This is a genomic window from Streptomyces sp. Ag109_O5-1, assembly GCF_003814875.1.
In the GTDB taxonomy this organism is placed as follows: Bacteria; Actinomycetota; Actinomycetes; order Streptomycetales; family Streptomycetaceae; genus Streptomyces; species Streptomyces sasae.
Genome location: NZ_RKQF01000001.1, coordinates 3,719,534 through 3,744,945 on the forward strand (window position 1 = coordinate 3,719,534; position 25,412 = coordinate 3,744,945).

19 protein-coding genes and 3 pseudogenes are annotated in these 25,412 nt (G+C 71.5%); 14 read left to right on the plus strand and 8 right to left on the minus strand.

Annotated elements, in window-relative coordinates:
• Positions 1 to 173 precede the first annotated feature (173 nt).
• Positions 174 to 746 (plus strand): NADAR family protein, encoded by a 573-nt coding sequence (locus tag EDD90_RS16790; protein WP_123973798.1) that lies wholly within the window; start codon positions 174 to 176, stop codon positions 744 to 746.
• A gap of 86 nt (positions 747 to 832) precedes the next feature.
• On the opposite strand, the gene EDD90_RS55500 is transcribed toward EDD90_RS16790, so the two are convergent.
• Complete coding sequence (locus EDD90_RS55500) at positions 833 to 1,513, minus strand: DUF4190 domain-containing protein (protein WP_185149122.1); 681 nt, start codon at positions 1,511 to 1,513, stop codon at positions 833 to 835.
• Positions 1,514 to 1,551: 38 nt separating this feature from the next.
• On the opposite strand from EDD90_RS55500, the gene EDD90_RS16800 reads away from it, so the two are divergent.
• A complete protein-coding gene (locus EDD90_RS16800; RefSeq protein WP_123973799.1) occupies positions 1,552 to 2,748 on the plus strand; it encodes an adenosine deaminase in 1,197 nt (398 codons plus the stop codon).
• A 55-nt stretch (positions 2,749 to 2,803) separates the two neighbouring features.
• The gene (locus tag EDD90_RS16805) at positions 2,804 to 3,499 is read left to right on the plus strand and encodes a glycerophosphodiester phosphodiesterase (RefSeq protein ID WP_123973800.1); all 696 of its coding nucleotides are present in this window, start codon (positions 2,804 to 2,806) and stop codon (positions 3,497 to 3,499) included.
• Here the strand turns inward: EDD90_RS16805 and EDD90_RS16810 are convergent.
• Positions 3,481 to 5,178 carry an RNA polymerase sigma factor gene (locus EDD90_RS16810; RefSeq protein ID WP_123973801.1) on the minus strand — a complete coding sequence of 566 codons (1,698 nt, stop codon included), beginning with the start codon at positions 5,176 to 5,178 and terminating at the stop codon, positions 3,481 to 3,483. The genes EDD90_RS16805 and EDD90_RS16810 overlap by 19 nt on opposite strands.
• A 277-nt stretch (positions 5,179 to 5,455) precedes the next feature.
• On the opposite strand from EDD90_RS16810, the gene EDD90_RS16815 reads away from it, so the two are divergent.
• Positions 5,456 to 6,625, plus strand: coding sequence for a serine hydrolase (locus EDD90_RS16815; RefSeq protein WP_123973802.1), 1,170 nt, complete (start codon positions 5,456 to 5,458; stop codon positions 6,623 to 6,625).
• On the opposite strand, the gene EDD90_RS16820 is transcribed toward EDD90_RS16815, so the two are convergent.
• Positions 6,612 to 6,977 (minus strand): hypothetical protein, encoded by a 366-nt coding sequence (locus EDD90_RS16820; RefSeq protein ID WP_123973803.1) that lies wholly within the window; start codon positions 6,975 to 6,977, stop codon positions 6,612 to 6,614. The two genes, EDD90_RS16815 and EDD90_RS16820, sit on opposite strands and share 14 nt — an antisense overlap.
• Positions 6,978 to 7,107: 130 nt before the next feature.
• On the opposite strand from EDD90_RS16820, the gene EDD90_RS16825 reads away from it, so the two are divergent.
• Positions 7,108 to 7,827: a response regulator transcription factor gene (locus EDD90_RS16825; protein WP_123981322.1), complete on the plus strand. Its 720-nt coding sequence runs from the start codon at positions 7,108 to 7,110 to the stop codon at positions 7,825 to 7,827.
• Between the two features lie 30 nt (positions 7,828 to 7,857).
• Here the strand turns inward: EDD90_RS16825 and EDD90_RS57335 are convergent, their stop codons facing one another.
• Together EDD90_RS57335 and EDD90_RS16830 are read right to left on the minus strand one after the other, a co-directional pair.
• Positions 7,858 to 7,992, minus strand: a complete 135-nt coding sequence (locus EDD90_RS57335) for a nuclear transport factor 2 family protein (protein ID WP_260327898.1) — start codon at positions 7,990 to 7,992, stop codon at positions 7,858 to 7,860.
• Positions 7,993 to 8,114: 122 nt separating this feature from the next.
• Positions 8,115 to 9,590 (minus strand): MFS transporter, encoded by a 1,476-nt coding sequence (locus EDD90_RS16830; protein WP_123973804.1) that lies wholly within the window; start codon positions 9,588 to 9,590, stop codon positions 8,115 to 8,117.
• Here EDD90_RS16830 and EDD90_RS57340 point away from each other — a divergent pair.
• Complete coding sequence (locus EDD90_RS57340) at positions 9,479 to 9,949, plus strand: S9 family peptidase (RefSeq protein ID WP_260327899.1); 471 nt, start codon at positions 9,479 to 9,481, stop codon at positions 9,947 to 9,949. The genes EDD90_RS16830 and EDD90_RS57340 overlap by 112 nt on opposite strands.
• On the opposite strand, the gene EDD90_RS16840 is transcribed toward EDD90_RS57340, so the two are convergent.
• Entirely contained in the window at positions 9,934 to 10,836 is a 903-nt protein-coding gene (locus EDD90_RS16840; protein WP_123973805.1) for an alpha/beta fold hydrolase, read from the minus strand. The genes EDD90_RS57340 and EDD90_RS16840 overlap by 16 nt on opposite strands.
• Before the next feature lie 115 nt (positions 10,837 to 10,951).
• On the opposite strand from EDD90_RS16840, the gene EDD90_RS16845 reads away from it, so the two are divergent.
• Together EDD90_RS16845 and EDD90_RS16850 are read left to right on the plus strand one after the other, a co-directional pair.
• A complete protein-coding gene (locus tag EDD90_RS16845; protein WP_123973806.1) occupies positions 10,952 to 11,845 on the plus strand; it encodes a LysR family transcriptional regulator in 894 nt (297 codons plus the stop codon).
• A gap of 70 nt (positions 11,846 to 11,915) precedes the next feature.
• Complete coding sequence (locus EDD90_RS16850) at positions 11,916 to 12,971, plus strand: tartrate dehydrogenase (RefSeq protein ID WP_123973807.1); 1,056 nt, start codon at positions 11,916 to 11,918, stop codon at positions 12,969 to 12,971.
• Between the two features lie 356 nt (positions 12,972 to 13,327).
• Here EDD90_RS16850 and EDD90_RS16855 read toward each other — a convergent pair whose 3' ends face one another.
• The gene (locus EDD90_RS16855; RefSeq protein WP_123973808.1) at positions 13,328 to 13,996 is read right to left on the minus strand and encodes a GntR family transcriptional regulator; all 669 of its coding nucleotides are present in this window, start codon (positions 13,994 to 13,996) and stop codon (positions 13,328 to 13,330) included.
• 143 nt (positions 13,997 to 14,139) lie between these two features.
• On the opposite strand from EDD90_RS16855, the gene glyA reads away from it, so the two are divergent.
• The 5 genes and pseudogenes from glyA to purU all read left to right on the plus strand — a co-directional run bounded on the left by glyA (position 14,140) and on the right by purU (position 21,366).
• On the plus strand, positions 14,140 to 15,495 hold the full coding sequence (gene glyA, locus EDD90_RS16860; RefSeq protein WP_123973809.1) for a serine hydroxymethyltransferase: 1,356 nt from the start codon (positions 14,140 to 14,142) through the stop codon (positions 15,493 to 15,495).
• A complete protein-coding gene (locus EDD90_RS16865) occupies positions 15,495 to 16,739 on the plus strand; it encodes a sarcosine oxidase subunit beta family protein (RefSeq protein ID WP_123973810.1) in 1,245 nt (414 codons plus the stop codon). Before glyA ends, EDD90_RS16865 begins: the two co-directional genes overlap by 1 nt.
• Before the next feature lie 15 nt (positions 16,740 to 16,754).
• A pseudogene (locus EDD90_RS16875) lies at positions 16,755 to 19,930 on the plus strand (sarcosine oxidase subunit delta family protein).
• Entirely contained in the window at positions 19,920 to 20,501 is a 582-nt protein-coding gene (locus tag EDD90_RS16880; protein ID WP_123973813.1) for a sarcosine oxidase subunit gamma, read from the plus strand. The pseudogene EDD90_RS16875 and the gene EDD90_RS16880 overlap by 11 nt, the downstream one beginning before the upstream one ends.
• A gap of 10 nt (positions 20,502 to 20,511) precedes the next feature.
• Positions 20,512 to 21,366, plus strand: a complete 855-nt coding sequence (gene purU / locus EDD90_RS16885) for a formyltetrahydrofolate deformylase (RefSeq protein ID WP_123973814.1) — start codon at positions 20,512 to 20,514, stop codon at positions 21,364 to 21,366.
• Positions 21,367 to 21,375: 9 nt separating this feature from the next.
• Here purU and EDD90_RS57345 read toward each other — a convergent pair.
• Positions 21,376 to 21,913: pseudogene (locus EDD90_RS57345) on the minus strand (hypothetical protein); the annotation flags it as partial.
• A 411-nt stretch (positions 21,914 to 22,324) separates the two neighbouring features.
• Between EDD90_RS57345 and EDD90_RS16895 the strand changes: the two are divergent.
• A pseudogene (locus tag EDD90_RS16895) lies at positions 22,325 to 25,187 on the plus strand (DNRLRE domain-containing protein); the annotation flags it as partial.
• Between the last annotated feature and the right edge of the window lie 225 nt (positions 25,188 to 25,412).

A 25,412-nucleotide genomic window follows, 5' to 3' on the forward strand; every position in this document is an offset into this window, starting at 1 on the left:
CGGGTGGCGTAGCTCCAGCTCGATTTGACTGCCGATCCTGACAGAGCAAGGGGAGTCCAACAAGTGATTCCGTTGTTGCCTTTTGGTTACGCGACGGAATCTGTCGACCAGGTGTCGAGTCGAGGAGGAAAAGGCAGGACGGAGTGTCAGTGGTGCGTGCCACAGTGGCATGCATGACGAGGATCGATTCCGTGGAGGCCCTGATCAGGGCGGTCCGGGCGGGGGCCGGGATCAAGTACCTGCACTTCTGGGGACACCGCCCGCGACCGGACGGCCGGGTCTCGGCGAGCTGTCTGAGCCAGTGGTGGCCGTCACGCTTCGTGGTCAAGGGTGTCGAATACGCGACCGCCGAGCACTGGATGATGGCGGCGAAGGCGAGGCTTTTCGAAGACGCGGAGGCGGAGCGCCGGGTCCTGGCGGCGGCGCATCCGGCCGAGGCGAAGAAGGCGGGCCGACTCGTCCGCGGCTTCGACGAGGCGATATGGCAGCGTGAGCGCTTCGGCATCGTGACCGAGGGCAGCGTGCACAAGTTCGCGGCCGACGAGCAGCTGCGGGACTTTCTGCTGGGGACGCGGGGCCGGGTCCTGGTGGAGGCGAGCCCGGTGGACAGGGTGTGGGGGATCGGCCTGGCGGCGACGGACACGGCGGCGGAGGATCCGACGCGGTGGAGGGGGCTGAACCTCCTGGGGTTCGCGCTGATGGAAGCAAGGGACAAGTTGCTGACCGACAGGACCGGTCCCGCCTGAGGGGCGCGGGGCTGTATCGATATGCGGCTCCGCCGCGTGGGCGCGACCAGCCCCCCACCAGCCCGCACCCGAACTGCGACCGTTCCTTATCCTCCGTGCCTCGCAGCCAACGCGATCAGCACGACGAACCCGCCGGAAATCACCAGTCCCGCCGACCCGCAGATGATCCCCGCCAGCGCCTGCCCACCGTTCGTGGCCTCGCCCCGCCCCACCCGGGCCCGCCCGATGGAACCGAAGACGATCGCCAGCACCCCCATCACCAGCGAGACCGGCACCAGACAGAACCCGATCGCGCTGATGATCCCGGTGACCAGGCTGGCGGTGCCGAGCCCGTTGTTGGGCATCGGCTGCATTCCGGGCCAGCCGCCGTAGCCCGCGGGCCCGCCCGGGTAGGAGGGGAGCGGTTGGCCTGGATAGCCGTAACCGGGGCCGGGAGCGACGGGGGCAGGGGGCCCGGGATAGCCGTAGGGAACCCGCCCGGGCCCGTCCGGGGCTATCGGCGGCGGAGGCACGGCCGCACCCTGCTGCGGCGCGGGCGGCGCGTAGGGGTTCGGCGCCGCGAAGGGGTTCGCGGGCGGAGCCGCAGCGGTGCCGGACGGCGCGGCGTAGGGGTTGGCCCACCCCGGCGGCGGCACGTCGGCGACGGCGTCCCCCACCGGCCCGCCCCCGGGCCCGTCTCCGGGCCCGTCTCCGAGGCCGCCCCCGGGACCCGCGTCCGCCCCCTTCTCCAGCCGTATCTTCGGAGCCTCCGGCACCTCGTCAGCCATCGTGCGATGTCCCCTTCTCCTGCGCGTATGCCGCCGTCATGCTAAGGCCCGGCACCCCGCCGCATCCCGGCCCGGCCTACGATGACCCCGAGTCACCGATCAGCCGATCACCGCGCAGGACCCCACGGCCGTACCCCGCCGTAGGCGGCCCGCGCCGTTCCGGGGAGGAACCCTTGACCGACCGCCACACCGATACCGCCGCCCTGCGTGATGTGCACGCCTTCATCGCCGGGCTGCCCAAGGCCGAACTGCACGTCCATCACGTCGGCTCCGCCTCCCCCCGTATCGTCTCGGAACTGGCCGCCCGGCACCCCGACTCCAAGGTCCCCAGCGACCCCGAGGCCCTGGCCGACTACTTCACGTTCACGGACTTCGCCCACTTCATCGACGTCTATCTGTCGGTCGTCGACCTGATCCGCACGCCCGAGGACGTCCGGCTGCTCACCTACGAGGTGGCCCGCGACCTGGCCCGCCAGCAGGTGCGCTACGCCGAGCTGACGATCACACCGTTCTCGTCCACCCGGCGCGGGATCGACGAGCGGGCCTTCATGGACGCCATCGAGGACGCGCGGAAGGCGGCGGAGGCCGAGTTCGGCACGGTGCTGCGCTGGTGCTTCGACATCCCCGGCGAGGCGGGTCTGGAGGCCGCCGAGGAGACGGTACGGCTGGCGACCGACGACCGGATCCGCCCGGAGGGTCTTGTCTCCTTCGGTCTCGGCGGCCCCGAGATCGGCGTGCCCCGGCCGCAGTTCAAGCCGTACTTCGACCGGGCCATCGCGGCCGGCCTGCACTCCGTCCCGCACGCCGGCGAGACCACGGGCCCCGGCACCGTCTGGGACGCGCTCGTCGAGCTGCGTGCCGAGCGCATCGGCCACGGCACCAGCTCCGCCCAGGACCCGAAGCTCCTGGCGCACCTCGCCGAGCACCGCATCGCGCTGGAGGTGTGCCCGACCTCCAACATCGCCACCCGCGCGGTCCGCGCCCTCGAAGAACACCCGATCAAGGACTTCGTGGACGCCGGCGTCCTGGTCACGATCAACTCCGACGACCCGCCGATGTTCGGCACCGACCTCGACGGCGAGTACGCGGTCGCCGCCCGCCTCCTCGGCCTCGACGAGCGCGGCATCGCCGACCTCGCCAAGAACGCGGTGGAGGCGTCGTTCCTGGACGAGTCGGGCAAGGCCAGGATCTCGACCGAGATCGACGCCTACACCAAGGCGTGGCTCGCCCCCTGAAACCCCTGTCCGCGCCCCGGCCCGGGCTCGGGCCCGCCCCTGAGAACATGGGCTCATGCAGACCGTGACCGCCGTGGCCCACCGCGGCGACCCCTACCGCTTCCGCGAGAACACGCTCGACTCCCTGCGTTCCGCGCTCCGACTGGGCGCGGACGCGGTGGAGACCGACGTACGCCTCACCCGTGACGGCGTCCCCGTCCTGCTGCATGACGGCACGCTCAAGCGGTTGTGGGGGCACGACCGCCCGTTGACCGCGCTGTCGGCCGACGAGGTGCGTGGGCTGACGGCGGGCGGTGTCCCGACGCTCGCCGAGGCGCTCGCGGCGACGGAGGGCGGCCGGGTGATGATCGACCTGCCCGGTGCGCCGAGCGAGCGGGCGGTGGCCAGGATCGTGGCCGTGGCCCGGGAGTGCGGTGCGACGGACCGCGTGTACTACACGGGGGACGCCCCGTCGATGCTGGCGGTACGGGCGGCCGACGCGGCCGCCGAGATCGCCCTGACCCGCACGACCCTGGCCCCGGCCCGCCCGGTGCTGCTGGCCTCGATCCGCCCGCACTACCTCAACTACCGCTTCAGCCTGCTTGACCGCGCCCTCACGGAACACGTGCACCGCAGCGGCTACCTGGTCTCGTGCTGGACCCCGGACACCCGCCGCTCGATGCGCCGCCTCCTGGAGACGGGCGTCGACTCGATCACGACGAACAGGGTGGACGTGCTGAACGCGCTGCGTGGTTACACGGCCGACCGCTGAGGCACCGTCGAGGCGTCACTCGGCGTCTTCCGCGTCACGTACTGCGGAACCGGCGCCGAATCCTTCCCGTCGTCCCGCACCAGCCCGTACCGGATGGCCCCGTCCGGCGGCCCGTACAGCACGTCCTTCGCCGCCGCGTCCCACGACGAGGGAAAGACGCTCAGACCGTAGTCCGCCCCCCGCTCGTTCACGGTCAGCGTGACGCTTCCGTCGACGTAGTAGTACTCGTTCTGCCACATCTGCTGAGCGCCGGAGGGCAACACCGCGTACCCCACCGCCGAGTTGCCCATCCCCGTCGCGGAGGTGTCCGTCGTGCTCACCCGGTCGTCCATGCGCCGCCCGCCCCCGGACGCCACATGGAAGAGCTTCCCCTTCAACCCGGTCCAGGAGGGCATCACCAGGCTCCCGGCCCGGTACTGCGGTGAGATCTGCCAGCGGACCAGCACATAGCCCTGTCCGCTGAGGGTCACGCTGTCCCCGCGGTGGTTCATGACGGCGTGCGCACCGCCCGTACTGGTGATCCCGGCCTCCGGCCGGTGCGGCAGCGCGCCCGGCCTGGTGTCCGGGTCCGGCGCCTTGTCCACCGCGTCGACAACCGAGCCGTAGCCCCCCGCACTCGCCGAGGCCGACAAAGACGGGGACGGCGAGGCGGACGGCGAGACCGAAGGGGACGGCGCGGTGGTGGTCGGCCCCGGCGCCGCGGGCCGCGCACTCGTGACCACCGCCGTCGGCGACACCCCCGTACGCGGTGCGGGATCCCCCGGCGTCTGTACGACGACATACGCGCCGCCCGCGACGATCGTCGCCCCCGCCGTCACCGCGACCGCCGGTTTGGTCAGCGCGCCCAGCACCTTCGCCGACCACCCGGTGGAGGTCGCGGCGGTGGCCGCCACCGCCGTCTTGCCGCCGAGGGCCAGCGACAGCGTGAAGCCCACCGGCACCGGTACCAGGGCGATCCCGACCAGCAGCCGGTCCGCCGGTACGACGGATTCGCGGGTGTCGCCGCAGTAGCCGCAGCCCCGGATGTGCCGGGCCAGCCGCTTGCGCCAGACGGAGTCGGGCCGCCCGTCCCAGCGGGCGGTCAGCTCGCGCAGCTCCGGACAGGCCCCCTCCAGCGCGCGCACGATGCCGCGCGAGACCTCCAGCCGTTCCTTCATCCGCTGGACGCGTACGGCGGCGTGCTGCCGGCTGATGCCGACGGCCGATGCCAGCTCGCGCCGGGTGAGTTCACCGGAGACCTCCAGCCACCACAGCGACACCAGCTGCCGGTCCTCGGGGTCCAGCCAGCGCACCGCCTCCGCGACCTCCCTCCGCTGCCCCTCCAACTGGAGTCGCAGCACGGTGAGTTCGGCGAAGTCGACACCCCCGTCCGGGACCGTCTCGTCCAGTTTCCGCTCCTGTCTGCGGCGGGCCCGGTCCCGTATCTGCCGCATGGCGATGGCCACCAGCCAGGACCGGAAGCTGTCCGGGTCGCGGAGGGTGCCGAGGTTGCCGACGGCACGCAGCATGGTCTCCTGGACGACGTCGTCGACGTCGGCGTGACCGTTGAGGGCGCGGCCGACGACGTTGTAGACCAGCGGCAGCCAGCCCTCGACCAGTTCGTCCAGCGCGCGCCGGTCGCCCGTCTGCGCGGCCGCGATGGTGGCATGCCACTGCCGCACGTGCACGTCCGTCCTCATAACCGCACCCTCTCAGCCGGGGCGGTGGCGTGGGCAATGTCGGGGATCACAGGGTGGAGACGGAGTGAGGGGTTCCGGGATAACACTTTTTCGCCCCGGAGTTCTGCGGCGCTCACCGCCCCTAGGGGAAGACCCTTGTCAACTCCCCCATTTTCAGAGTCAGTTGCTGGGTGACGGCTCCGGGGCACACACCCTCCTCGCCGACGATCCGGGAGCCGCCGCGCCCCCGGAAGATGATCACATCCCCTTCACCGATCGCCTTCTGAGGAGCTCACGCATGCGTGTCCGCACCCGGAGCACCGCTCTCGCCGCCTCCCTCGTCCTGGCCCTCGCGGCCGGACCGCTGGCGGCACCCGCCTTCGCCGCGACCGCGGCATCGGCCCCCGCCGCCGGCCAGAGCACCACCGGCCCGGACGCCGAGGCGCTGCGCGCCGCGATCGCCGGGCTGCCCGATGCGGACGCCACCGCCGCGCTCGTCCGGGTGGGCGGCACCGACGGTGTCTGGCGGGGCAGCGCGGGCGTGCACGATCTGGCGAGCGGCCGGGCGGCGGACCCGGACGCCCGGTTCCGGGCCGGTTCGACGACGAAGGTGGTGACGGCGGCGGCCGTGCTGAGGCTGGCGGCGGACGGGCGGATCGACCTCGGCGCGCCCGTCCAGCGCTACCTCCCGGGACTGTTCACCCCGGCCTTCCGGCCCATCACCGTACGGCAGTTGCTGAACCACACCAGCGGCATCCAGGCCGGCGACGGCTGGGGCGACTCCTTCGAGGCGCAGTACGCGCACCGCTTCGACACGCTCACCCCGGAGCAGGTCGTACGGTCGGCGGTGGCGAAGGGGCCGGAGTTCGCCCCGGGCGCCCGGCAGGACTACCTCAACATCAACTACACGGTGCTCGGGCTGCTGATCGAGAAGGTGACCGGTCGGTCGTACGCCGACGAGGCGACCCGGCTGGTGCTGCGCCCCGCCGGGATGCGGGACACCTACTTCCCCGGCACCGACCCGCGGATCCGCGGCCCGCACAACCACGGCTACCAGAAGGTGACCAAGGCCGACGGGACCACCGGGTTCGTGGACGTCACGGAGTGGAACCAGGCGGACCGGTTCGCGGCCGGGGACATGATCTCCACGACCGCCGACCTGGAACGGCTGCTCACCTCCCTCTTCCGGGGCCGGATCGTGCCGCCGGGACCGCAGCTGGAGGAGATGTTCACGGTCCCGGCGCACATCGAGGGCGCCACCTACAGTGCCGGGCTGCAGCGGTTCGCGTACCAGGGGCGGGTGTACTGGCTCAAGTCGGGTGCCCGGTACGGCTACAGCTCCGTCATCGCCGGGACCCGCGACCTGGGTCGGACCCTCGTCTACTCGGTCGGCTCGACCGACGCGAAGGGCGAGGAGATGAACCCAGTGGCCCAGCGGATCGCGCTGGCCGCGCTCAAGCAGGGGTGAGGGTGAGCGCGCCGGTGTAGGTGGCGCCGGGGGTCAGGGCGGTCGCCGTGCCGTCGACGGTGAGGGTGAGGGTCCGGCCCGTCGGCCCCTGCACCGTCGCGTCCGCGTCGACGACCAGCTTCGTCAGGTACGACGTGCCGGTGACCGTCCAGACCGATCCGGCGCCCAGCTTCACGATCACGCCGTTGTTGACCGCGGCCTGCGGGGTGTTGGTGACGCGGTTGATCTGCCGCCACTCCGTCGAAGTGATGGTGGTGACGGCGTGCCGGGAGGCCGACGCGGAGATCACGCCCTCGACCCGGGTGCGCTCGAAGGCGGCGACCAGGTTCTTGCCGGGACTGGTGCGGGCCAAGTAACAGCGGGGCGGTCTCCCGGCGGCGCGGGAGTGGGCGTAGCATGTGAACGAAACCGTTTCGTTCACGGAACGGACCTCGCATGGAACGGACCCCGCACGGAACGGACCTCGCATGGAGAAGACAGGCATCGTCTCCGTACTCGTCGTCAACGACCAATCCCTCCAGCGCCTCGCCCTGCGCATGCTCCTCACCGCCGAGCCCGGCCTGACGGTCGTCGGGGAAGCGGCGGACGGGGACGAGGCGATCCGTGCGAGCGCCGCGCTCCGCCCCGATGTCGTCCTCATGGACAGCCAGCCGTCCGGGGCGGGCGGCATCGAGACCATCCGACGCCTCGCCCGCCCGCCCCGCCCCGCCCGCCGGGCCCCCGGCCTCACCGACCTCGCCGGCCTCACCGGAGAGGAGGCGTTCACCCCCCGGGTGCTGGTGCTGACCGCGGCCGACCGGGAGGCGGACGCCTGGGCCGCCCTGCGCGCGGGCGCCGACGGCTTTCTGCTGAACGACGCCGACCCGGCCGAACTGACCGCGGCCATCCGGGTGGTGGCCGCCGGGGACGCCGTCATCACCCCCGGTCTGACCCGGGCGCTCATCGACGCCGTCCGCGAGCAGCACACCGTCCGCCCCCTCCCCCGCCCCTCGGGGCTCGGCGCCCTCACCGAACGCGAGCGGGACGTCCTGGTCGCCGTCGCCTCCGGCTGGTCCAACGCCGAGATCGCACAGTGGCTGTCCATCGCCCCGACCACCGTGAAGACCCATGTCAGCAACGTCCTCGGAAAGATCGGCGCCCGCGCCCGCGTCCAGGCGGTGACCTTTGCCTACGAGTCGGGGCTCCTCAGGCCGGCGGCCTGAGGAGCCCCGACGGACAGCCACTAGAAGCCCCTAGAAGCTCTCGCCGCCCAGCGCCTTGAGGAACGCCAGTGGGTTCCAGTACTCGCGGTACTTGGCGGCCTTGCCGTCCTTGAACGTCACGAACGTCGCGTAACTCACGTTGTAGGGGTTCCCGTTGGCCAGCACGCGGCCGGTGACGCTCCAGTCGGCGATGGCCGTGTCCGGGTCGTCGGTCGAGTGGATCTCCAGCGATGTGATGCTGTGGAACGCACCTACGCGACCGCGCGGCGCGGCTGACTGCCCGGCGACTAGCGCACGCCGTACCGGCGGGCGCCCGTCAGCGGGGCCGTCACGCTGAGGAGGGCGACCGCGAGCAGGTAGTACGACGGTGCGATCCGCGAGCCCGTCGCGGTGACCAGCGTCGCCGCGATCGTCGGGGTGAAGCCGCCGAAGACCGCCACCGCGGTGTTGTAGCTGAAGGACAGACCGGTCGCCCGCGCTTCGGCCGGGAACATGTCCGCCATCACCGAGGGGAGCGCCCCGAAGTACGCGGCCTTGAGGAGGCCGAGGACCGCCATGCACAGGGTGAGGGTGAGGAACGACGGCGCCTCGGTGAGCCAGCCGAACAGGGGCACGGCGGCGGCGCCGATCAGCAGCGCGGCCGGGAGCATGATGCGGACGCGGCCGTGGCGGTCGGCGAGCAGTCCGGCCACGGGGGTGCCGACGGTCAGGACCGCGCCGGTGACGAACAGGGCGACGTACGAGAGCGAGTCGTCCAGGCCCAGTTCCCTGATCCCGAAGGGCGGCAGGTACTGGAGGATGAAGTTCAACGCCGTCGACACGACCAGCATCCCGCCCGCGACGAGCAGCCCGCCCCAGTGGTCCCGGAAGACGGCGAGCACGACGGACGGCCGCTGCGGCGCGCTGTCCGCCATCGCCGGGGACTCCTCCACGTACCGGCGGACGAAGTAGCCCACCGGTCCGATCAGCAGCCCGACGGCGAACGGCAGCCACAGCGCGGGCAGGCCGAGGACGTCGGTGAAGACGGCGTGCGGGAGGGAGCCGCCAATGTTGGGCAGGACGGCGACGGGCCGCTCCGCCACCTGTTCCAGGGCAGCCCTGGCCCAGCCGACCCACGGGTCGTCGAGCGGGGTACGGCCGGCCGCGAACCGCCCGGTGACGGTCACGTCGACCATGGAGAAGCCGGCGCGGGCGAGGTGTGCCGCCATGACGTCGCCGACGCGGCCGACGTCCGTACCGGCGACGTACCGGAGTTGGAGGACGGCCCGGGCGCGGCCGGGGATCGCGTTGACCGGCCGGTCGATGTCGCCGGCGCCGATCGAGAGCACCTCCAGAGTGTTCCAGCCGTAGAGGCGTTCGGCGGGAGTGAGCGAGGGGTCGCCCCAGCCGCCGTCGGGGACCGGGCCGCCGGGGCTGTTCGCGACGGTGACACCGGCGAGCGACTGCCGTACGGCATCCTGGAGTTCGGGCGGCAGCAACTCCGGTACCCGGATGCGGCCGTGCCCGTCGACGAGGCTCGCGACGGCCGCGGCCAGGGTGGTGGCCGGGTTGCGCAGAAGCCCGCCCCAGTTGCCGGAGTGGTGGGAGCCGGGTCGCAGGTCGGCGTCGAGCAGGATCTGGACGCCGCCGCGGGCGCCGAGGAAGAGCGTGGGTGTCGCCGCGTCCAGGCGCGGTCCGTCGGAGGCGATCAGTACATCGGCCCGCAATTCCTCGCGGTGCGCGGCGGCGAACGGCACGCAGGCCCGCCGGGCGCCCGGAGGCATCGACGGTCACCCGGAAGTCGCGGGACCGGGGCGGCTCTTCGAGGGGCTTCGGGCGGCGCTTCCGCGAGGGGTTCATGCCGGCCATCGGCGACCGGGAGCTGGAGGACATCGAGGCGGCGGTGCGGTGGCCGGTCGCGGAGGGCGTGGCCGATCCCGACAAGGTGTTCGTCACGGGCGCCTCGTACGGCGGCTTCCTGTCGCTGCTGTCCGTGGGACGGCTGCCCGGACTGTCCGCCGGGGCGCCGGCACACGTGCCGATGGCGGACTGGCCGGCGGGGCACGAGGACATGAAGTCCAGGATGCTCGGCCTGGTCCATGCCGCCCTGCGCCAACTTCCTTGGAGTCAGGGCCTGTCGTGAGCCGCGAGGAAGTCCCGGAGGTGGCCGAGGGTCTCCTCCGGGGCCTCCTCGGGGACGTAGTGGTCGCAGGGCAGGGCCGCGCCCCGTACGTCGTCGGCGTACTCGGACCAGACGGCCGGTACGTCGTAGTGGCGGCCGACGAAGCTGTGCTCGCCCCAGAGCGCCAGCACCGGCTGGGTGAGTCGGCGTCCGGCCGCCGCGTCCTCCTCGTCGTGGACGAGGTCGATCGAGCCGGCCGCGCGGTAGTCCTCGCAGGAGGCGTGGATCGCCGCCGGGTCGGAGAAGCAGCGCACGTACTCGGCCTGGGCGTCCGGGTCGAAGGGGGTGCCGCCGTGGTGCCGGGCGCCCATCCGGGCCCGGATCCAGAACTCGGGGTCGCCGCCGATCAGGTGCTCGGGGATGTCGTTGCCCGCGGTCAGGAAGAACCAGTGGTAATAGCCGCGCCCGAAGTCGGCGTCGGCGTGCCGGTAGGCGTGGCGGGTCGGCACGATGTCCAGGACCGCCAACGCGGAGACCGCCCGCGGATGGTCGAGCGCCAGACGGTGGGCGACCCGCCCGCCCCGGTCGTGCCCGGCCACCGCGAACCGCTCGAAGCCCAGCTCCCGCATGACCAGCAGCTGGTCGCGGGCCATGACCCGCTTGGCGTACGGGGTGTGCCCGGCGTCCGACGGCGGCTTGTCGCTGTCGCCGTAACCGCGCAGGTCGGTGAGGACCACTGTGTGGGTCTCGGCCAGCCGCGGGGCCACCATGTGCCAGAGGGCGTGGGTCTGCGGATAGCCGTGCAGCAGCAGGACCGGCGGCCCCTCCCCGCCCACGCGGGTGTTGATGCGCACGTCCTCCGCAGCGACGGTGTGCCGGGCGAACGAGGCAGGCAGCAGACTGTTCATGGTGCGATCCCAGCAGTGCGGGGGCGGGCCCGTCCAAGACCCGTGGCCGACAATGCATATAGGCACGGCCTATCGGCGGACGGGGACGGGCGGGCGGGCGAGGGAAGGCGGCACCATGGATGTCCGGCAGCTGGAGTACTTCCTCGCGGTGGTCGACCACGGCAGTTTCAACCGTGCGGCGACCGCGCTCTACCTCTCCCAGCCCTCGCTGTCCCAGGCGATCCGGGCCCTGGAGCGGGACCTGGGCAGCGACCTGTTCCACCGGATCGGCCGCCGGGTCGTCCTGACCGAGGCCGGTACGGCCCTGGTCGAGCCGGCCAGGACCGCGGTCCGCAGCCTGGAACTGGCCCGCGCGAGCGTGGAGTCGGTGCACGGGCTGCGCACCGGCCGGGTGGAGATCGCGGCCATGCCGTCCCAGGCCGTCGCTCCGCTCACCGGGATGATCAGCCGCTTCCATCGGGCGCATCCGGGTGTGTCGGTGACCGTCCGGGCCGCCTTCACCCCCCGGGACGTGACCGAGATGGTGCGCACCGGCGTGGCCGAACTGGGGCTGCTGGCCGCCCCGCACCCGCCCCCGGACACGGAGGTCCGCGCCCATCCCCTCCCGGAGCAGCGGTTCGTGCTGCTGGCGCCCCCGGACGGCCCGTTCGCCCCGGACGCGACCGTCGTGGACAGGAAGGATCTGGCCGGGCACCGGCTGATCGTCGGGCAGCAAGGCACCGGGATGCGCCGGTACGTCGACGACCTGATCGCCGAGGGGGTAGCGGTGACGCTCGCCGTGGAGACCGAGCACCGGGTGGCGATCCTGCCGCTGGTCCTGGCGGGCGCGGGCCTCGCGGTGGTCACCGACGCCTGGCGGGAGCTGGCCCGGCAGGCGGGCGTCCGGGTACTGGACCTGGAGCCGCGCACCAGCCTGCGAGTGACGCTGGTGAGCCGGCACGGCGCGACGACCCCGGCGGCGGAGGCGTTCCTGCGCACGGCGCTGACGGAGGGTACGACTCCCTTATAAGGGTGGCCTATAAGGCACATGGGCAGCCGGTCTTGGACGCGCCGCACGAACCGTTGCTGCAATCCCTCTCATGGAGAAGCACCGCATCGCCCTGATCCCCGGCGACGGCATCGGCACCGAGGTGGTCCCCGCGGCCCGCCGGGTGCTGGACGCCGTCGCCGCCCGCCACGGCATCGCGCTCACGTACGACACCTTCGACTGGTCCTGCGAGCGCCACCTCGCCGAGGGCGCGATGATGCCGCCCGACGGCCTGGACCGGATCCGCGGGCACGACGCGATCCTGCTCGGCGCGGTCGGCTACCCCGGGGTCCCGGACCATGTCTCGCTGTGGGGCCTGCTGATCCCCATCAGGCGCGGCTTCCAGCAGTATGTGAACCTGCGCCCGATCCGCGTCTTCGAGGGCGTACCGAGTCCGCTGCGCGAGGCCCGGCCCGGCGACGTGGACTTCGTCGTCGTACGGGAGAACGTGGAGGGCGAGTACGGCGAGATCGGCGGCCGGCTGTACCGCGGCCTGCCCGAGGAGACGGCCGTGCAGGAGGCCGTGTTCACCCGCAAGGGCGTCACCCGGATCGTGGACTACGCGTTCGAGCTGGCCGCGGGCCGGTCCGGCCGGCTGACCTCGGCGACGAAGTCCAACGGGATCGTGCACACGATGCCCTTCTGGGACGAGCTCGTCGCCGAGCGCGCCGCCCTGCGCCCGGAGGTGGCGTGGGACCAGGAGCACATCGACGCGCTGGCTGCGAAGTTCGTGCTCGACCCGGGCCGCTTCGACGTCGTCGTCGCCTCCAACCTCTTCGGTGACATCCTCAGCGACCTCGCGGCAGCGATCGCCGGCAGTATCGGCATCGCCCCCGCGGCCAACCTCAACCCCGAGCGGGACTTCCCCTCCATGTTCGAGCCGGTGCACGGCTCGGCCCCCGACATCGCGGGGCGCGGGACGGCCAACCCGCTCGGTGCGATCTGGTCCGCCGCGATGATGCTCGACCACCTCGGTCACCCCGAGGCGGCCGGCGCCGTCACCGACGCGATCGCCACGCTCCTGTCCACGACCGGACTGCGCACCCCGGACCTCGGCGGCACGGCGACGACGGACCAGTTCACGAAGGCGCTCGTCGAGTTGCTGTGACCCGGCCGGTCTCCGCGCGTCCGCGATGATCGTGCCGACGTCGAGGCCGACCGGGCTCGGCCCCCGGCCTTTTCGGTCTCTTCGGTCTCTTCGGTCTCTTCGGTCTCTTCGGTCTGCTCGGTCTGCTCGGTCTGCTCGGCCGACTCGGCTGACTCGGTCGGCTCCGGGAACGGCAACGCGCCCACGTCGCCGTGGAGTTCGTGGTGCGGTGCCACAGGCGGTCGGTGAGCCGTTCGATCGTGGCGGTGAGATGGCGCCGGTAGGTGCTGAAGGGCAGCCCCAGACGCTCCGCGGCCGCTCCTGCGTCCGTACTCCGCTGAAGTACGTGGTGAGCAGGGCCCGATGGCGTCCGCCGCTCAGATCACGCTGCGGATCGCCGCCTCGAACCCTTTGACGTGTTCGTCGGCCAGCGCCGCCGCCTTCTCCGTGTCGCCCTCCATGATGGCTCGCAGCAGGGGGCCGTGTTCGTGTACGTGGCCCGCCAGGCCCGGCAGGCGGTCGAGGAACAGGCACCAGATGCGGGTGGCCAGGTTGTCGTACCGGATCAGCGTGTCTTCGAGGTAGGGATTGCGGGTCGCGGCGTAGATGGCACGGTGCAGGGTCATGTCGAGCCGGATCAGGTCGGCACCGGCGTCGGACGCGTCCGCCAGGTGGGCCAGCAGCCCGTCGAGGACGGCGCGGTCGGCCTCGCCGGCCCGCTGTGCCGCCAGGCCCGCGGCGAGGGGCTCCAGCTCTCTGCGGACCTCCGAGATGTGCCCGAGGTCGGCGATCTGCACCTCGGTGGCGAAGGTCCCGCGCCGGGGGTAGGCCACGATAAGGCGCTCGTGCTCCAGGCGCTTGAGGGCCTCCCGGACAGGAGTGCGCCCGAAGCCGAGCTCGGCGGCGATCCGCTCGTCGTTGATGGGCTCTCCGGGACGGATCTGGAGGGTCACCAGGCGGTCCGAGATGGCGCGATAGGCCTGATCGGCGAGTGTTCCAGCGCCCTGACCAGCTGCGCTCTGACCAGCGACGGTCGACGAAGTCACGCGAAACCCTCCCTTGACGCGGGCCGATCCGTCCTCTTAGCGTATCGCAACAGCAGGTTGATATATCAGTCTCCTTCCAGTCGGTCTCCAGATCTTCAGACCTTTCAGGTCTCTCAGGTCTTTCAGGTCTTCAAGGAGTTCTCATGACTGCCCACGCCCCCGGCCGGCACGCGGCCCGTTCCGCGGTTCTCAGCGCACAGCTCGGTGACTTCGACCCCGAGATCGCCTCGGCGATCGACGCGGAGCTGGCCCGGCAGCGCGGCACCCTGGAGATGATCGCGAGCGAGAACTTCGCGCCGCTCGCGGTCATGCAGGCCCAGGGCTCGGTCCTGACCAACAAGTACGCCGAGGGCTACCCCGGCCGCCGCTACTACGGCGGCTGCGAGCACGTCGACGCCATCGAGCAGATCGCGATCGACCGCATCAAGGCGCTGTTCGGAGCCGAGGCCGCCAATGTGCAGCCGCACTCCGGCGCCCAGGCCAACGCGGCCGTGATGGCCGCCCTGCTGCAGCCCGGCGACACCATCCTCGGCCTCGACCTGGCGCACGGCGGCCACCTCACCCACGGCATGCGGCTCAACTTCTCCGGCCGCCTGTACAAGGTGGCGGCCTACCAGGTCGGCGAGGACGACCACCGCATCGACATGGACCAGGTCCGCAAGCTCGCCCACGAGCACCGGCCGAAGCTGATCGTGGCCGGCTGGTCGGCCTACCCCCGCCACCTCGACTTCGCGGAGTTCCGCCGGATCGCGGACGAGGTCGGCGCCTACCTGATGGTCGACATGGCCCACTTCGCGGGCCTGGTCGCCGCCGGTCTGCACCCCTCCCCCGTACCGCACGCGCATGTGGTGACCACGACCACCCACAAGACCCTCGGCGGTCCGCGCGGCGGGGTGATCCTGTCCACCGCCGAACTCGCCAAGAAGATCAACTCCGCGGTCTTTCCCGGCCAGCAGGGCGGCCCGCTCGAACACGTCGTCGCGGCGAAGGCCGTGGCGTTCAGGATGGCCGCCCAGCCGGAGTTCGCGGACCGGCAGCGCCGCACCCTGGAGGGCGCGGCGATCCTGGCGGAGCGGCTGCTGGCCGAGGACACGAAGGCGGCCGGGGTCAGCGTGCTGACCGGCGGCACCGATGTGCATCTGGTCCTGGTGGACCTGCGCCACTCCGAACTCGACGGCAAGCAGGCCGAGGACCGGCTGCACCGGGTCGGCATCACCGTCAACCGCAACGCCGTCCCCTTCGACCCGCGCCCGCCGATGGTCAGCTCCGGTGTCCGCATCGGCACCCCGGCCCTGGCCGCCCGCGGCTTCGGCGCGGCGGAGTTCACGGAGGTCGCCGACATCGTGGCCACGGCCTTCCTGCCCGGCTTCGACGACCAGGTCGCCGCGGAGCTGCGCCGACGCGTCCAGGTCCTCACCGACCGCTTCCCGCTGTACCCCGTCGCCCCGCAACCGGCGGCCGGCGAACCGCAGTTCGTGGCCGAGGAGGCTGCCCAGTGATGCACCGCGACACCGCCCCCGCCACACCGGGCGCCGACCTGCCCGACCACCCCGAGTTCCTCTGGCGCAACCCCGCCCCCAAGCGGTCGTACGACGTCGTCATCGTCGGCGGCGGCGGGCACGGCCTGGCCACCGCCTACTACCTGGCCAAGAACCACGGCATCACCAACGTCGCCGTGCTGGAGAAGGGCTGGCTCGCGGGCGGCAACATGGCCCGCAACACCACGATCATTCGCTCCAACTACCTGTGGGACGAGAGCTCCGGCATCTACGAGCACTCCCTCAAGCTCTGGGAGACCCTCGAAGAGGACCTCGACTATCCGATCCTCTTCAGCCAGCGCGGCGTCCTCAACCTCGCCCACACCCTCCAGGACATCCGCGACAGCAAGCGCCGGGTCTACGCCAACCAGCTCAACGGCATCGACGCCGAGTGGCTGGAGCCGGACGAGGTCGCCAAGGTCTGTCCCATCGTCAACATCTCGCCGGACGTGCGCTATCCGGTGCTCGGCGCCACCTACCAGCCGCGCGCGGGCATCGCCAAGCACGACTACGTGGCCTGGGGCTTCGCCCGCCGGGCCGACGCGTACGGCATCGACCTGATCCAGGACTGCGAGGTCACCGGCCTCGACATCGTCGACGGCCGGGTGCGCGGCGTACAGACCACCCGCGGCCACATCGCCGCCGGGAAGGTCGCGCTCGCGGCGGCCGGTCACTCCTCCGTCCTCGCGTCCATGGCCGGACTGCGGCTGCCGCTGCAGAGCCACCCCCTCCAGGCGCTGGTCTCGGAGCTCCTGGAACCGGTGCACCCGACCGTGGTGATGTCCAACGCCGTGCATGTGTACGTGTCCCAGGCGCACAAGGGCGAACTGGTCATGGGCGCCGGCATCGACAGCTACAACGGCTACGGCCAGCGCGGCGCGTTCCACATCCTGGAGCGCCAGATGGCCGCCGCCCTGGAGCTCTTCCCCGTCTTCGCCCGCGCCCACATGCTGCGCACCTGGGCCGGCATCGTCGACACCACCCCGGACGCCTCCCCCATCGTCGGCCTGACGCCGGTCGAGGACCTCTATCTCAACTGCGGGTGGGGAACCGGCGGTTTCAAGGCCACACCGGGCGTCGGCTGGTGCTTCGCGCACACCGTCGCCACCGGCGAACCGCACCCCTACAACGCGCCCTTCACCCTCGACCGTTTCACCACCGGTGCCCTGGTCGACGAGCACGGCGCCGCCGCCGTGGCCCACTGAGCGAGGAGTACCGGCATGCAGCTCATCACCTGCCCCTGGTGCGGTGACCGCGAGGAGATCGAGTTCCACTACGGCGGTCAGGCGCACATCGCCTACCCCGAGGACCCCTACGCGCTCGACGACGAGCAGTGGGCCCAGTACGTCTTCTTCCGGGACAACCCCAAGGGCCCGTTCGCCGAACGCTGGGTGCACTCGGCCGGCTGCCGGCGCTGGTTCAACGCCGTGCGCGACACCGTCACCCACGAGGTCCTCGCCGTCTACCAGGCCGGCGCCGAACGCCCTGCCATCACGAGCACCGCGAAGGGCCAGGAGGCCAGCCGATGAACACCCCCTTCCGCGCCCCGGGCCACGGTCGCGTCGACCGTGACACCGCCCTCTCCTTCACCTTCGACGGCACCGCCTACACCGGGCACCCGGGCGACACCCTCGCCTCGGCCCTGCTGGCCAACAGCGTGCACCACGTGGCCGACGGCATCAAGTACGGCCGGCCGCGCGGGATCCTGGCCGCCGGAGCCGAAGAGCCCAACGCGCTCGTGCAGATCGAGGCGCCCTTCCCCGAGCCCATGCTCACGGCCACCACCCTGGAGCTGTACGACGGCCTGGTCGCCCGGGGGCTGTCCGGTCAGGGCAAGTTGGCCGCCGAGCCGGACACCGCCCGCTACGACACCATGCACGCCCACTGCGACCTCCTGGTCGTCGGCGCGGGCCCGGCAGGACTGGCCGCTGCGCTGGCCGCCGCCCGGACCGGAGCCCGGGTCGTCCTCGTCGACGAACTCCCCGAGCCGGGCGGGTCGTTGCTCGGCAGCCAGGAACTGATCGACGGAGCACCGGCTCTCACGTGGGTCGACGAGGTCCTCACCGAACTCGCCGACAACCCCGACGTACAGGTCCTCTCGCGCACCACCGCCTTCGGCCACTACGACGACGGACTCGTCCTCGCCCTGGAGAAGCGCACCGACCACCTCGGTGCCGCCGCGCCCGCCCATGTCTCCCGGCAGCGGATCTGGCGGATCCGCTCCCGGCAGATCGTGTACGCCACCGGTGCCTACGAGCGTCCGGTCGCCTTCGACAACAACGACCGCCCCGGGATCATGCTGGCCGGCTCGGCCCGCACGTACCTCAACCGCTTCGGTGTCCTGCCCGGTTCGCGGGCCGTCGTCTTCACCACGAACGACAGCGCCTACCCGGCCGCCCTCGAACTGGCAGACGCGGGCGTGCGGATCGCCGCGGTCGTCGACGTACGCGAGGAGGTGCCGGAGCACTGGCGCACCGCCTGCGCCGAGCGTGGCATCGGCATCCGCGCGGGCCATGTCGTCACCGGCACCAGCGGCATCGAGCATGTCACCCGTGCCCATGTCGCCCCGTTCGACCAGGGGAACCTCGGCGAACGGCAGGGCGTCGACTGCGATCTGCTGCTGGTCTCCGGCGGCTGGAACCCCGCGGTGGCCCTGTTCAGCCAGGCCCGCGGCACCCTGCGCTACGACGCCGGGATCGGCGCCTTCGTCCCCGCCGACGGGCCCGGCAACGTCCGTACGGCGGGGGCGGCCGGCGGCACGTTCACGCTCTCCGGCTGTCTCACGGACGGAGTGGACGCGGCCCGGCAGGCCCTGTCCGCGATCGGCAGGACCGGCCCGGAGACCGCCCCGCCGGCCACCGCCCCGCTCCCGGGCGGAGCGCCGACCCGGGTGCTCTGGCGGGTGCCGAGCCCCCAGGACGCTGACGACAGCCCGGAAGGCGCGGTGCAGTTCGTCGACCTCCAGCGCGACGCGACCGTCTCCGACGTACTGCGGGCGACCGGGGCGGGCCTGCGGTCGGTGGAGCACGTCAAGCGGTACACCACCATCGGCACCGCCCACGACCAGGGCCGTACCTCGGGCGTGATGACCTCGGGCATCGTCGCCGAGGCGCTCGGGGTGGACGTCGCCGACCTCGGCACCACCCGCTTCCGGCCGCCCGCCGTGCCGGTCTCCTTCGCCGCCCTCGCGGGCCGCAACCGCGGGGAACTGTTCGACCCGGTCCGGGTGACCGCGATCCACCCCTGGCATGTCGAGCACGGTGCCCTGTTCGAGAACGTCGGCCAGTGGAAGCGCCCCTGGTACTACCCGCGGGCCGGGGAGACCATGGAGGAGGCGGTACTGCGCGAGTGCCGGGCCGCCCGTACCGGCGTGGCGATGATGGACGGCTCCACGCTCGGCAAGATCAATGTGCAGGGCCCGGACTCCGGTGTACTGCTGGACCGGCTCTACACGAACCTGATGAGCACCCTGAAGGTGGGCCGGGTCCGCTACGGCGTGATGTGCGGCGCGGACGGCATGGCGATCGACGACGGCACCGTGATCCGGGTGGCCGAGCAGGAGTTCCTGCTGACCACCACCACCGGTAACGCGGCCAAGGTCCTCGAATGGATGGAGGAGTGGCTGCAGACGGAGTGGCCCGACCTGCGCGTGCACCTCACCTCCGTCACCGAGCACTGGGTGACGATCCCCCTGGTCGGCCCCCGCTCCCGGGACGTACTGGCCCTGGTGGCACCGGACTTGGACGTCGACAACGACGCCTTCCCCTTCATGTCGTGGCAGGACACCAGCGTCGCCGGGGTGGCGGCGCGGGTGTGCCGGATCAGCTTCTCCGGTGAGCTCGCCTACGAGATCAACGTGCCCGCCTGGTACGGCATCACGGTGTGGGAAGCCCTCTGCGCGGCGGGCAGCGGGTTCGGCCTCACGACGTACGGCACCGAGACGATGCACGTGCTGCGTGCCGAGAAGGCCTACCCGATCATCGGGCAGGACACCGACGGCACCGTCACCCCGCAGGACCTGGGCATGTCGTGGGTCGTGTCCAAGAAGAAGCCGGACTTCGTGGGCAAGCGGTCCTTCAGCCGCGCGGAGAACCGGCGGGAGGACCGCAAGCAGCTGGTGGGCCTGCTGCCGGCCGACGAGCGCGTGCTGCTTCCCGAAGGCGCCCAGATCATCGCCACCAGCGACATCCCGGAGCCCCCGGTGCCGATGCTGGGCCATGTCACCTCCAGCTACCGCAGCGACGCCCTGCGGCGGACGTTCGCCCTGGCCCTGGTGCGCTCGGGAACCCGGCGCATCGGCGAGACCCTCTACGTCCCGCTGGACGGCCGCGCCGTCCCGGTGACCGTGACCGACCCCGTGCTCTTCGACAAGGAGGGAGCTCGCCGTGACGGTTGAGACACCCGCTCGCTTCAGTCCGCTGGCCGAGTGGCAGGACCGCCTCGCGCAGTCGCCGGCCGGATTCCAGGTGCGGGAACTGCCCTGCCTGACCCAGCTCACCCTCCGTGTGCAGCCCGGCGGCGCCGCGGCGAAGGCCGTCGAGTCCTGCCTGGGCGTCACCCTGCCCGGCCCGCTGCGTGCCGAACTCTCCGGTGACGTCGAGGTGTTGTGGATGGGGCCGGACGAATGGCTGCTGGTGGCCCCGGACGGCCGGCAGGACGACCTGCTCGCACGACTGCGCTCGGCCATCGGTGACGAGTTCGCCACCGTCACCGACGTCTCGGCGCAGCGCACCACGCTGGCCCTGTCCGGAGACCTCGTCCGCACGGTCCTGGCCCAGGGCTGTGCCATCGACCTGGATCCGCGAGTGACGCCCGCCGGCTCCTGTCTGACCACGCTGCTGGCCCAGGCCCCGGTGACCCTCGTGGTGCACGACGGGGCGGCCTCCGGTGTCCGGCTGCTGGTCCGCTCCTCGTTCGCCTCCTACCTGGCCGCCTGGCTGGTCGACGCCTGCACGGAATACCGCTGAGGAGCCCTGTATGAAGAACGAGTTCGTCCTCACCCTCAGCTGCCCGGAACGCCCCGGCATCCTGCACGCCGTGACGTCGTTCCTGCTCGGGCACGGCTGTGACATCACCGAGCACCAGCAGTTCGATGACCCGGACCACGGCATCGTGTTCCTGCGCACGAGTTTCGCCGCCCCCGGCACCGAGGTCTCCCTGGACCGGCTGCGGGACACGTTCGCGCCCGTGGCCGCCGAGTTCGGGATGGACTGGCAGCTCAGGGACGCCGCGGTCAAGCCGCGGGTGCTGGTGATGGTGTCCAGGTTCGACCACTGCCTGGCCGACCTGCTCTACCGGTGGCGCAGCGGCGCCCTGGACGCCGAGATCGTCCTGGTGGTCTCCAACCACCCCGACCTGGAGCCGCTTGCGGCGGCCGAGGGCCTGCCCTTCGCACACGTCCCCGTCACGGCCGGCACCAAACCGCAGGCGGAGGCCCGGCTGCTGGCCCTGGTCGAGGAGCACCACGTCGACCTGGTCGTCCTCGCCCGCTATATGCAGGTGCTCTCCGACGACCTGTGCAAGCGGCTGGAAGGCCGGGCCATCAACATCCACCACTCCTTCCTGCCGAGCTTCGCCGGAGCCAAGCCGTACCACCAGGCCCACCGGCGCGGGGTGAAGCTCGTCGGCGCGACCGCCCACTACGTCACGGCCGACCTGGACGAGGGACCGATCATCGAGCAGGAGATCATCCGGGTCGATCACCGTTGCGGTGCCGAACGACTGGTCACCGTCGGCCGCGACGCCGAACGCCTGGCACTGGCCCGCGCCGTCAACTGGCACTGCCAGGGCCGCGTCCTGATCCACGGCAACCGGACCGTGGTCTTCAGCTGACCGTTCCTGATCAGTGAGCAGGAGTGGGTCTTGGACCCCTACCCGGTCCCTGCGAGCACCCCGAACGGCTTTGGATGTCCTGGTTGCCCGCGTACTCGCCGCGTCCGGCGGCAGGGATCGTGTCCGTGGTCCGTGGTCCGTGGTCCGTGGTCCGTGGTCCGGGGACGCAGGGGCGGGGTCCCTCACGCCGAGGGGCACAACGGTCGGCCTGGACGGTCCGATGCCCGTGCACATCGCTCCGGTGTGCACGGGGCGGTGCCGTCCTCCCCCAGTGCCTTGAGAGCCTGGGAGGTGCCCCCGTCCGGATCAGGTGTCCCTGGGCTCGTCGTCCGATCGCGATGCTCGCCGCATCGTGCCGGGTGGTCTTGCGGGTGCGGACGGCCATCGGCTTCTGCCAGTGCTGGGCGCCCCACTTGCTGGTGCAGGCCGGGTCCACGGCGATGATCGCGATACCTGTGGCGTCGGCCATGGAGGTCAGCCGAGCGCGGAGCCTGCCGGTCGGCATGCCGGAGATGAGCTGCCGGAATCGGCGCCTGCGCCCGTGCTTGGCCGACGACCCGACCGTCTCCCGGCTGGTCGACGCCCCTGCCACGGGCGGGAAGCGGGACGTGGCGGCGATGACCGTGCCCAAGTACGCGAGCGTGTCCGGCGGTTGGCCGGTGGCACGGCGCCGGATACGGACGGCTCGCCCGTCGTGGACCCAGCAAAAAACCGATCCCATGCGACAGTGACGCAGATCACGTCACTTTGCGGGCCCACGTCATCCACTTGCTGTGACCTTGACACCCTTTCAGCTCTTCACCTCTCACATACCTTCTCTTTGTCATCACATGGGTTAGGTAAAGGAGACCGAGAGGCCGGTGAATCATGACGGTTCACAGAACCCGTGCCCCAGTGGCGCGGGCGGTCGTGGTCCGGGGGAAGTGTCCGCTGGGTAGCGGGCGGTGTCGCCCTGGCCATGGCCGTCACACTGATCGACGCGGCGAGTTCCGCGGCGACGACTCCCTCCGAGACCGCGGACGCGCCGAAGAAGGCGGCGGTGACACAGGCGGCGGACATCCCGTCGGCGCGCGTCGCCGCCCGCCTGTCGGGCAAGCGGGTGGAGGCACTGTCCGAGCGTACAGAGACCTCCACGACCTGGGCGAACAGGGACGGTTCGCTCACCACCGAACTCGCCGCCGGGCCGGTTCGGTTCAGGGACGGGGTCACCGGCGTGTGGCGCCCCGTGGACCTGGACCTCGTGCAGGGCGAGGGCGGGGCCGTGGAGCCCAAGGCGCATCCGGGCGGGCTGCGACTGGCCGGACGGACCGGGACGCCCGCGAAGTCGCTCGCGGCGGCGCGCGAGGCCCGGGCCACCGACCTGGTGACGCTGGGCGAGGGCGACCAGCAGATCACCCTCCAGTGGAAGGGCGGTCTGCCGCAGCCCCAACTGGACGGCACCCGCGCGCAGTACGTCAACGCCGTACCTGGGGCGGACGTGGTCGTGGAGGCCACGCGCACCGGCTTCGAGCAGTTCGTCGAGATCAAGCGGCGCCCCGGCTCGGGCGGTTACTCCTACACGCTGCCGTTGCAGGCCAAGGGGCTGAAGGCGAAGCAACTCGCCGACGGCAGTGTGGAGTTCACCGACGGGAAGAACAAGAAGCGGGCCGTCATGCCCGCTCCGGTGATGTGGGACGCCACCGTCGACGAGCGCTCCGGCGAGCACACCAACCGGGCCAGGGTCGGCCTGAAGGTGGTCCAGAAGGGCTCCGGGGTCGACCTGGTGGTCACTCCGGACGCGAAGTTCCTCGCCGATCCGCAGACCCGGTTCCCGGTGACGGTCGACCCGTCCACCTCCTCGTTGTCCAACGTCTTCGACACCTACGTCCAGCAGGGCGAGACCGTCGACTGGTCCGCCGACACCGAGCTGGACCTGGGCAACCCCGGTACCACCAACGCCGACGGCACCCCGCGCATCGCGCGGTCCTTCATCTCCTGGAACACCACGCCGATCCAGGACGCGCTGGTCTCCAGCGCCAAGCTCAGCCTGTGGAACTTCCACTCCGGCAACACCGACTGCAAGGCCTACCCGTGGGAGGTGGGGTCGGCCGGCGCGGCCTCCACGTCCTCGCGGTGGACGTCGCAGCCGGCCTGGACGGCGACGAAGGCCACGTCCACCGAGACCACCGGCAACTCCGGCTGCTCCACCCAGCCGGACGGCTGGATCAACGCCGACGTGACCACCCTGGTACAGGAGTGGGCCTCGGCCAAGGCCACCCGCGGCCATCTGGGCCTGCGCGCCGCCAGTGAGAGCGTGCTCGCGCAGTGGAAGCGGGTCAACTCCGCCAACGCCGCGTCGAATCCGCCGAAGCTGGTCGTCACCTACAACTACCGGCCGCGCACCGGCACCAAGCAGGAGGCCGGCCCGCCGTACTTCTCCTACCCGCACCACCGCCGTCGGCACCGACGCCGCGGGGCGTATCAACTCGGTGAGGACCACCGGCGGAGTGGGCCAGGCCGCACCGGAGACCATGGCCGAGTACGACGCGGCGTCCGGCCGGGAGACCAGGAGCGTGTCTCCCAGCGGCGGGACCCTGACCACGGTGTTCGACAAGCTGGGCCGGGTCGTCTCCTACACCGACGCGGACGGCGGCACCACGACCACCGAGTACGACCTGCTCAACCGAATCGTGAAGACCGGCAACAACATCCCGTCCACGGTGACGTACAGCTATGACCACACGGCCGAGCCGCGCGGTCTGGTGACCAGGGCCGTGGACTCCGTGGCCGGTACGTTCACCGCGTCCTACGACGGTGACGGCATCCTCGTGGGCGAGAAGCTGCCCGGCGGATACAGCCTCAAGCAGACACCGGACCCCACGGCCACCCCGGTCGACCGCACCTACACCCGCGACAGCGACGGCGTGATCGTGCAGTCCGACACCACCACGCGGTCCGTACACGGCCAGGTGGTCTCCGACGCGCAGATCTCCGACCAGGCCTACGGCTACGACGCCATCGGCCGACTGACCTCCGTCCAGGACACCGCGGAGACGGTCTGCACCAACCGCACCTACACCTTCGACACCCGTTCCAACCGCAAGAGCCTGACCACCGCCACCGGCACGCCCGGTACGGACTGCCCGACCACGGGAGGCACCACCACCACCTACGCCTACGACAGCGCCGACCGCCAGGTCGACAGCGGTTACGTCTACGACGCCTTCGGCCGCACCACCGCCAAGCCCGGCGGCGTGACCCTCGGCTACTACAACAACGACCGCATCCAGCAGGAAACGGTGGGCTCCCAGCGCCAGACCTGGAAGCTGGACGGCTCCATGCGGATCCGCTCCTGGACGGTGGAGTCGAACAGTTCGGGCACCTGGACCCAGACCCAGTCGAAGGTGAACCACTACGACTGCGGTTGCGACCGGCCGAGCTGGGTCGTGGAGGACACCGCCACCGGAACGGTCACCCGCAACGTCCAGGCGCTGGGCGGTGAGCTCGCCGCCACCACCGGCAAGACCGGGGACACCGTCCTCCAGCTCAGCGACATCCACGGCGACGTGGCGCTCCAGCTGCCGCTGGACACCTCCAAGGCACCGACCGTGCTCGACACGGACGAGTACGGCAATCCCCGCGCGAGCGCCGGATCCGCCCGCTACGACTGGCTGGGCGCCCGGCAGCGGTCCGGCGACACGCTCTCGGGGCTGACCCTGATGGGAGCCAGGGCCTACGACACGGCCACCGGCCGCTTCCTCCAGCCCGATCCGGTGACCGGCGGCGGCGCGAACGCCTACGGCTACCCGGTCGATCCGATCACCATGTACGACCTCAACGGCAAGTGGTGGTGGTCGGAGAGCACCTGGTGGAAGATCGCCAAGTGCGTCTACGCCATCATCGAGCTGGCCGCGTGGGCGAGCGCGGTCGGCTGGCTGATGAAGGTCAACAAGATCCGCAAGGCCGTGAAGCTCATCCGCAAGATCGGCTTCAAGCGGCTGTACCGGCTGATCAAGGCGATCAGGAACAAGCCCCGCCGCAAGTGGTGGAAGGTCGCCGCCGGAATC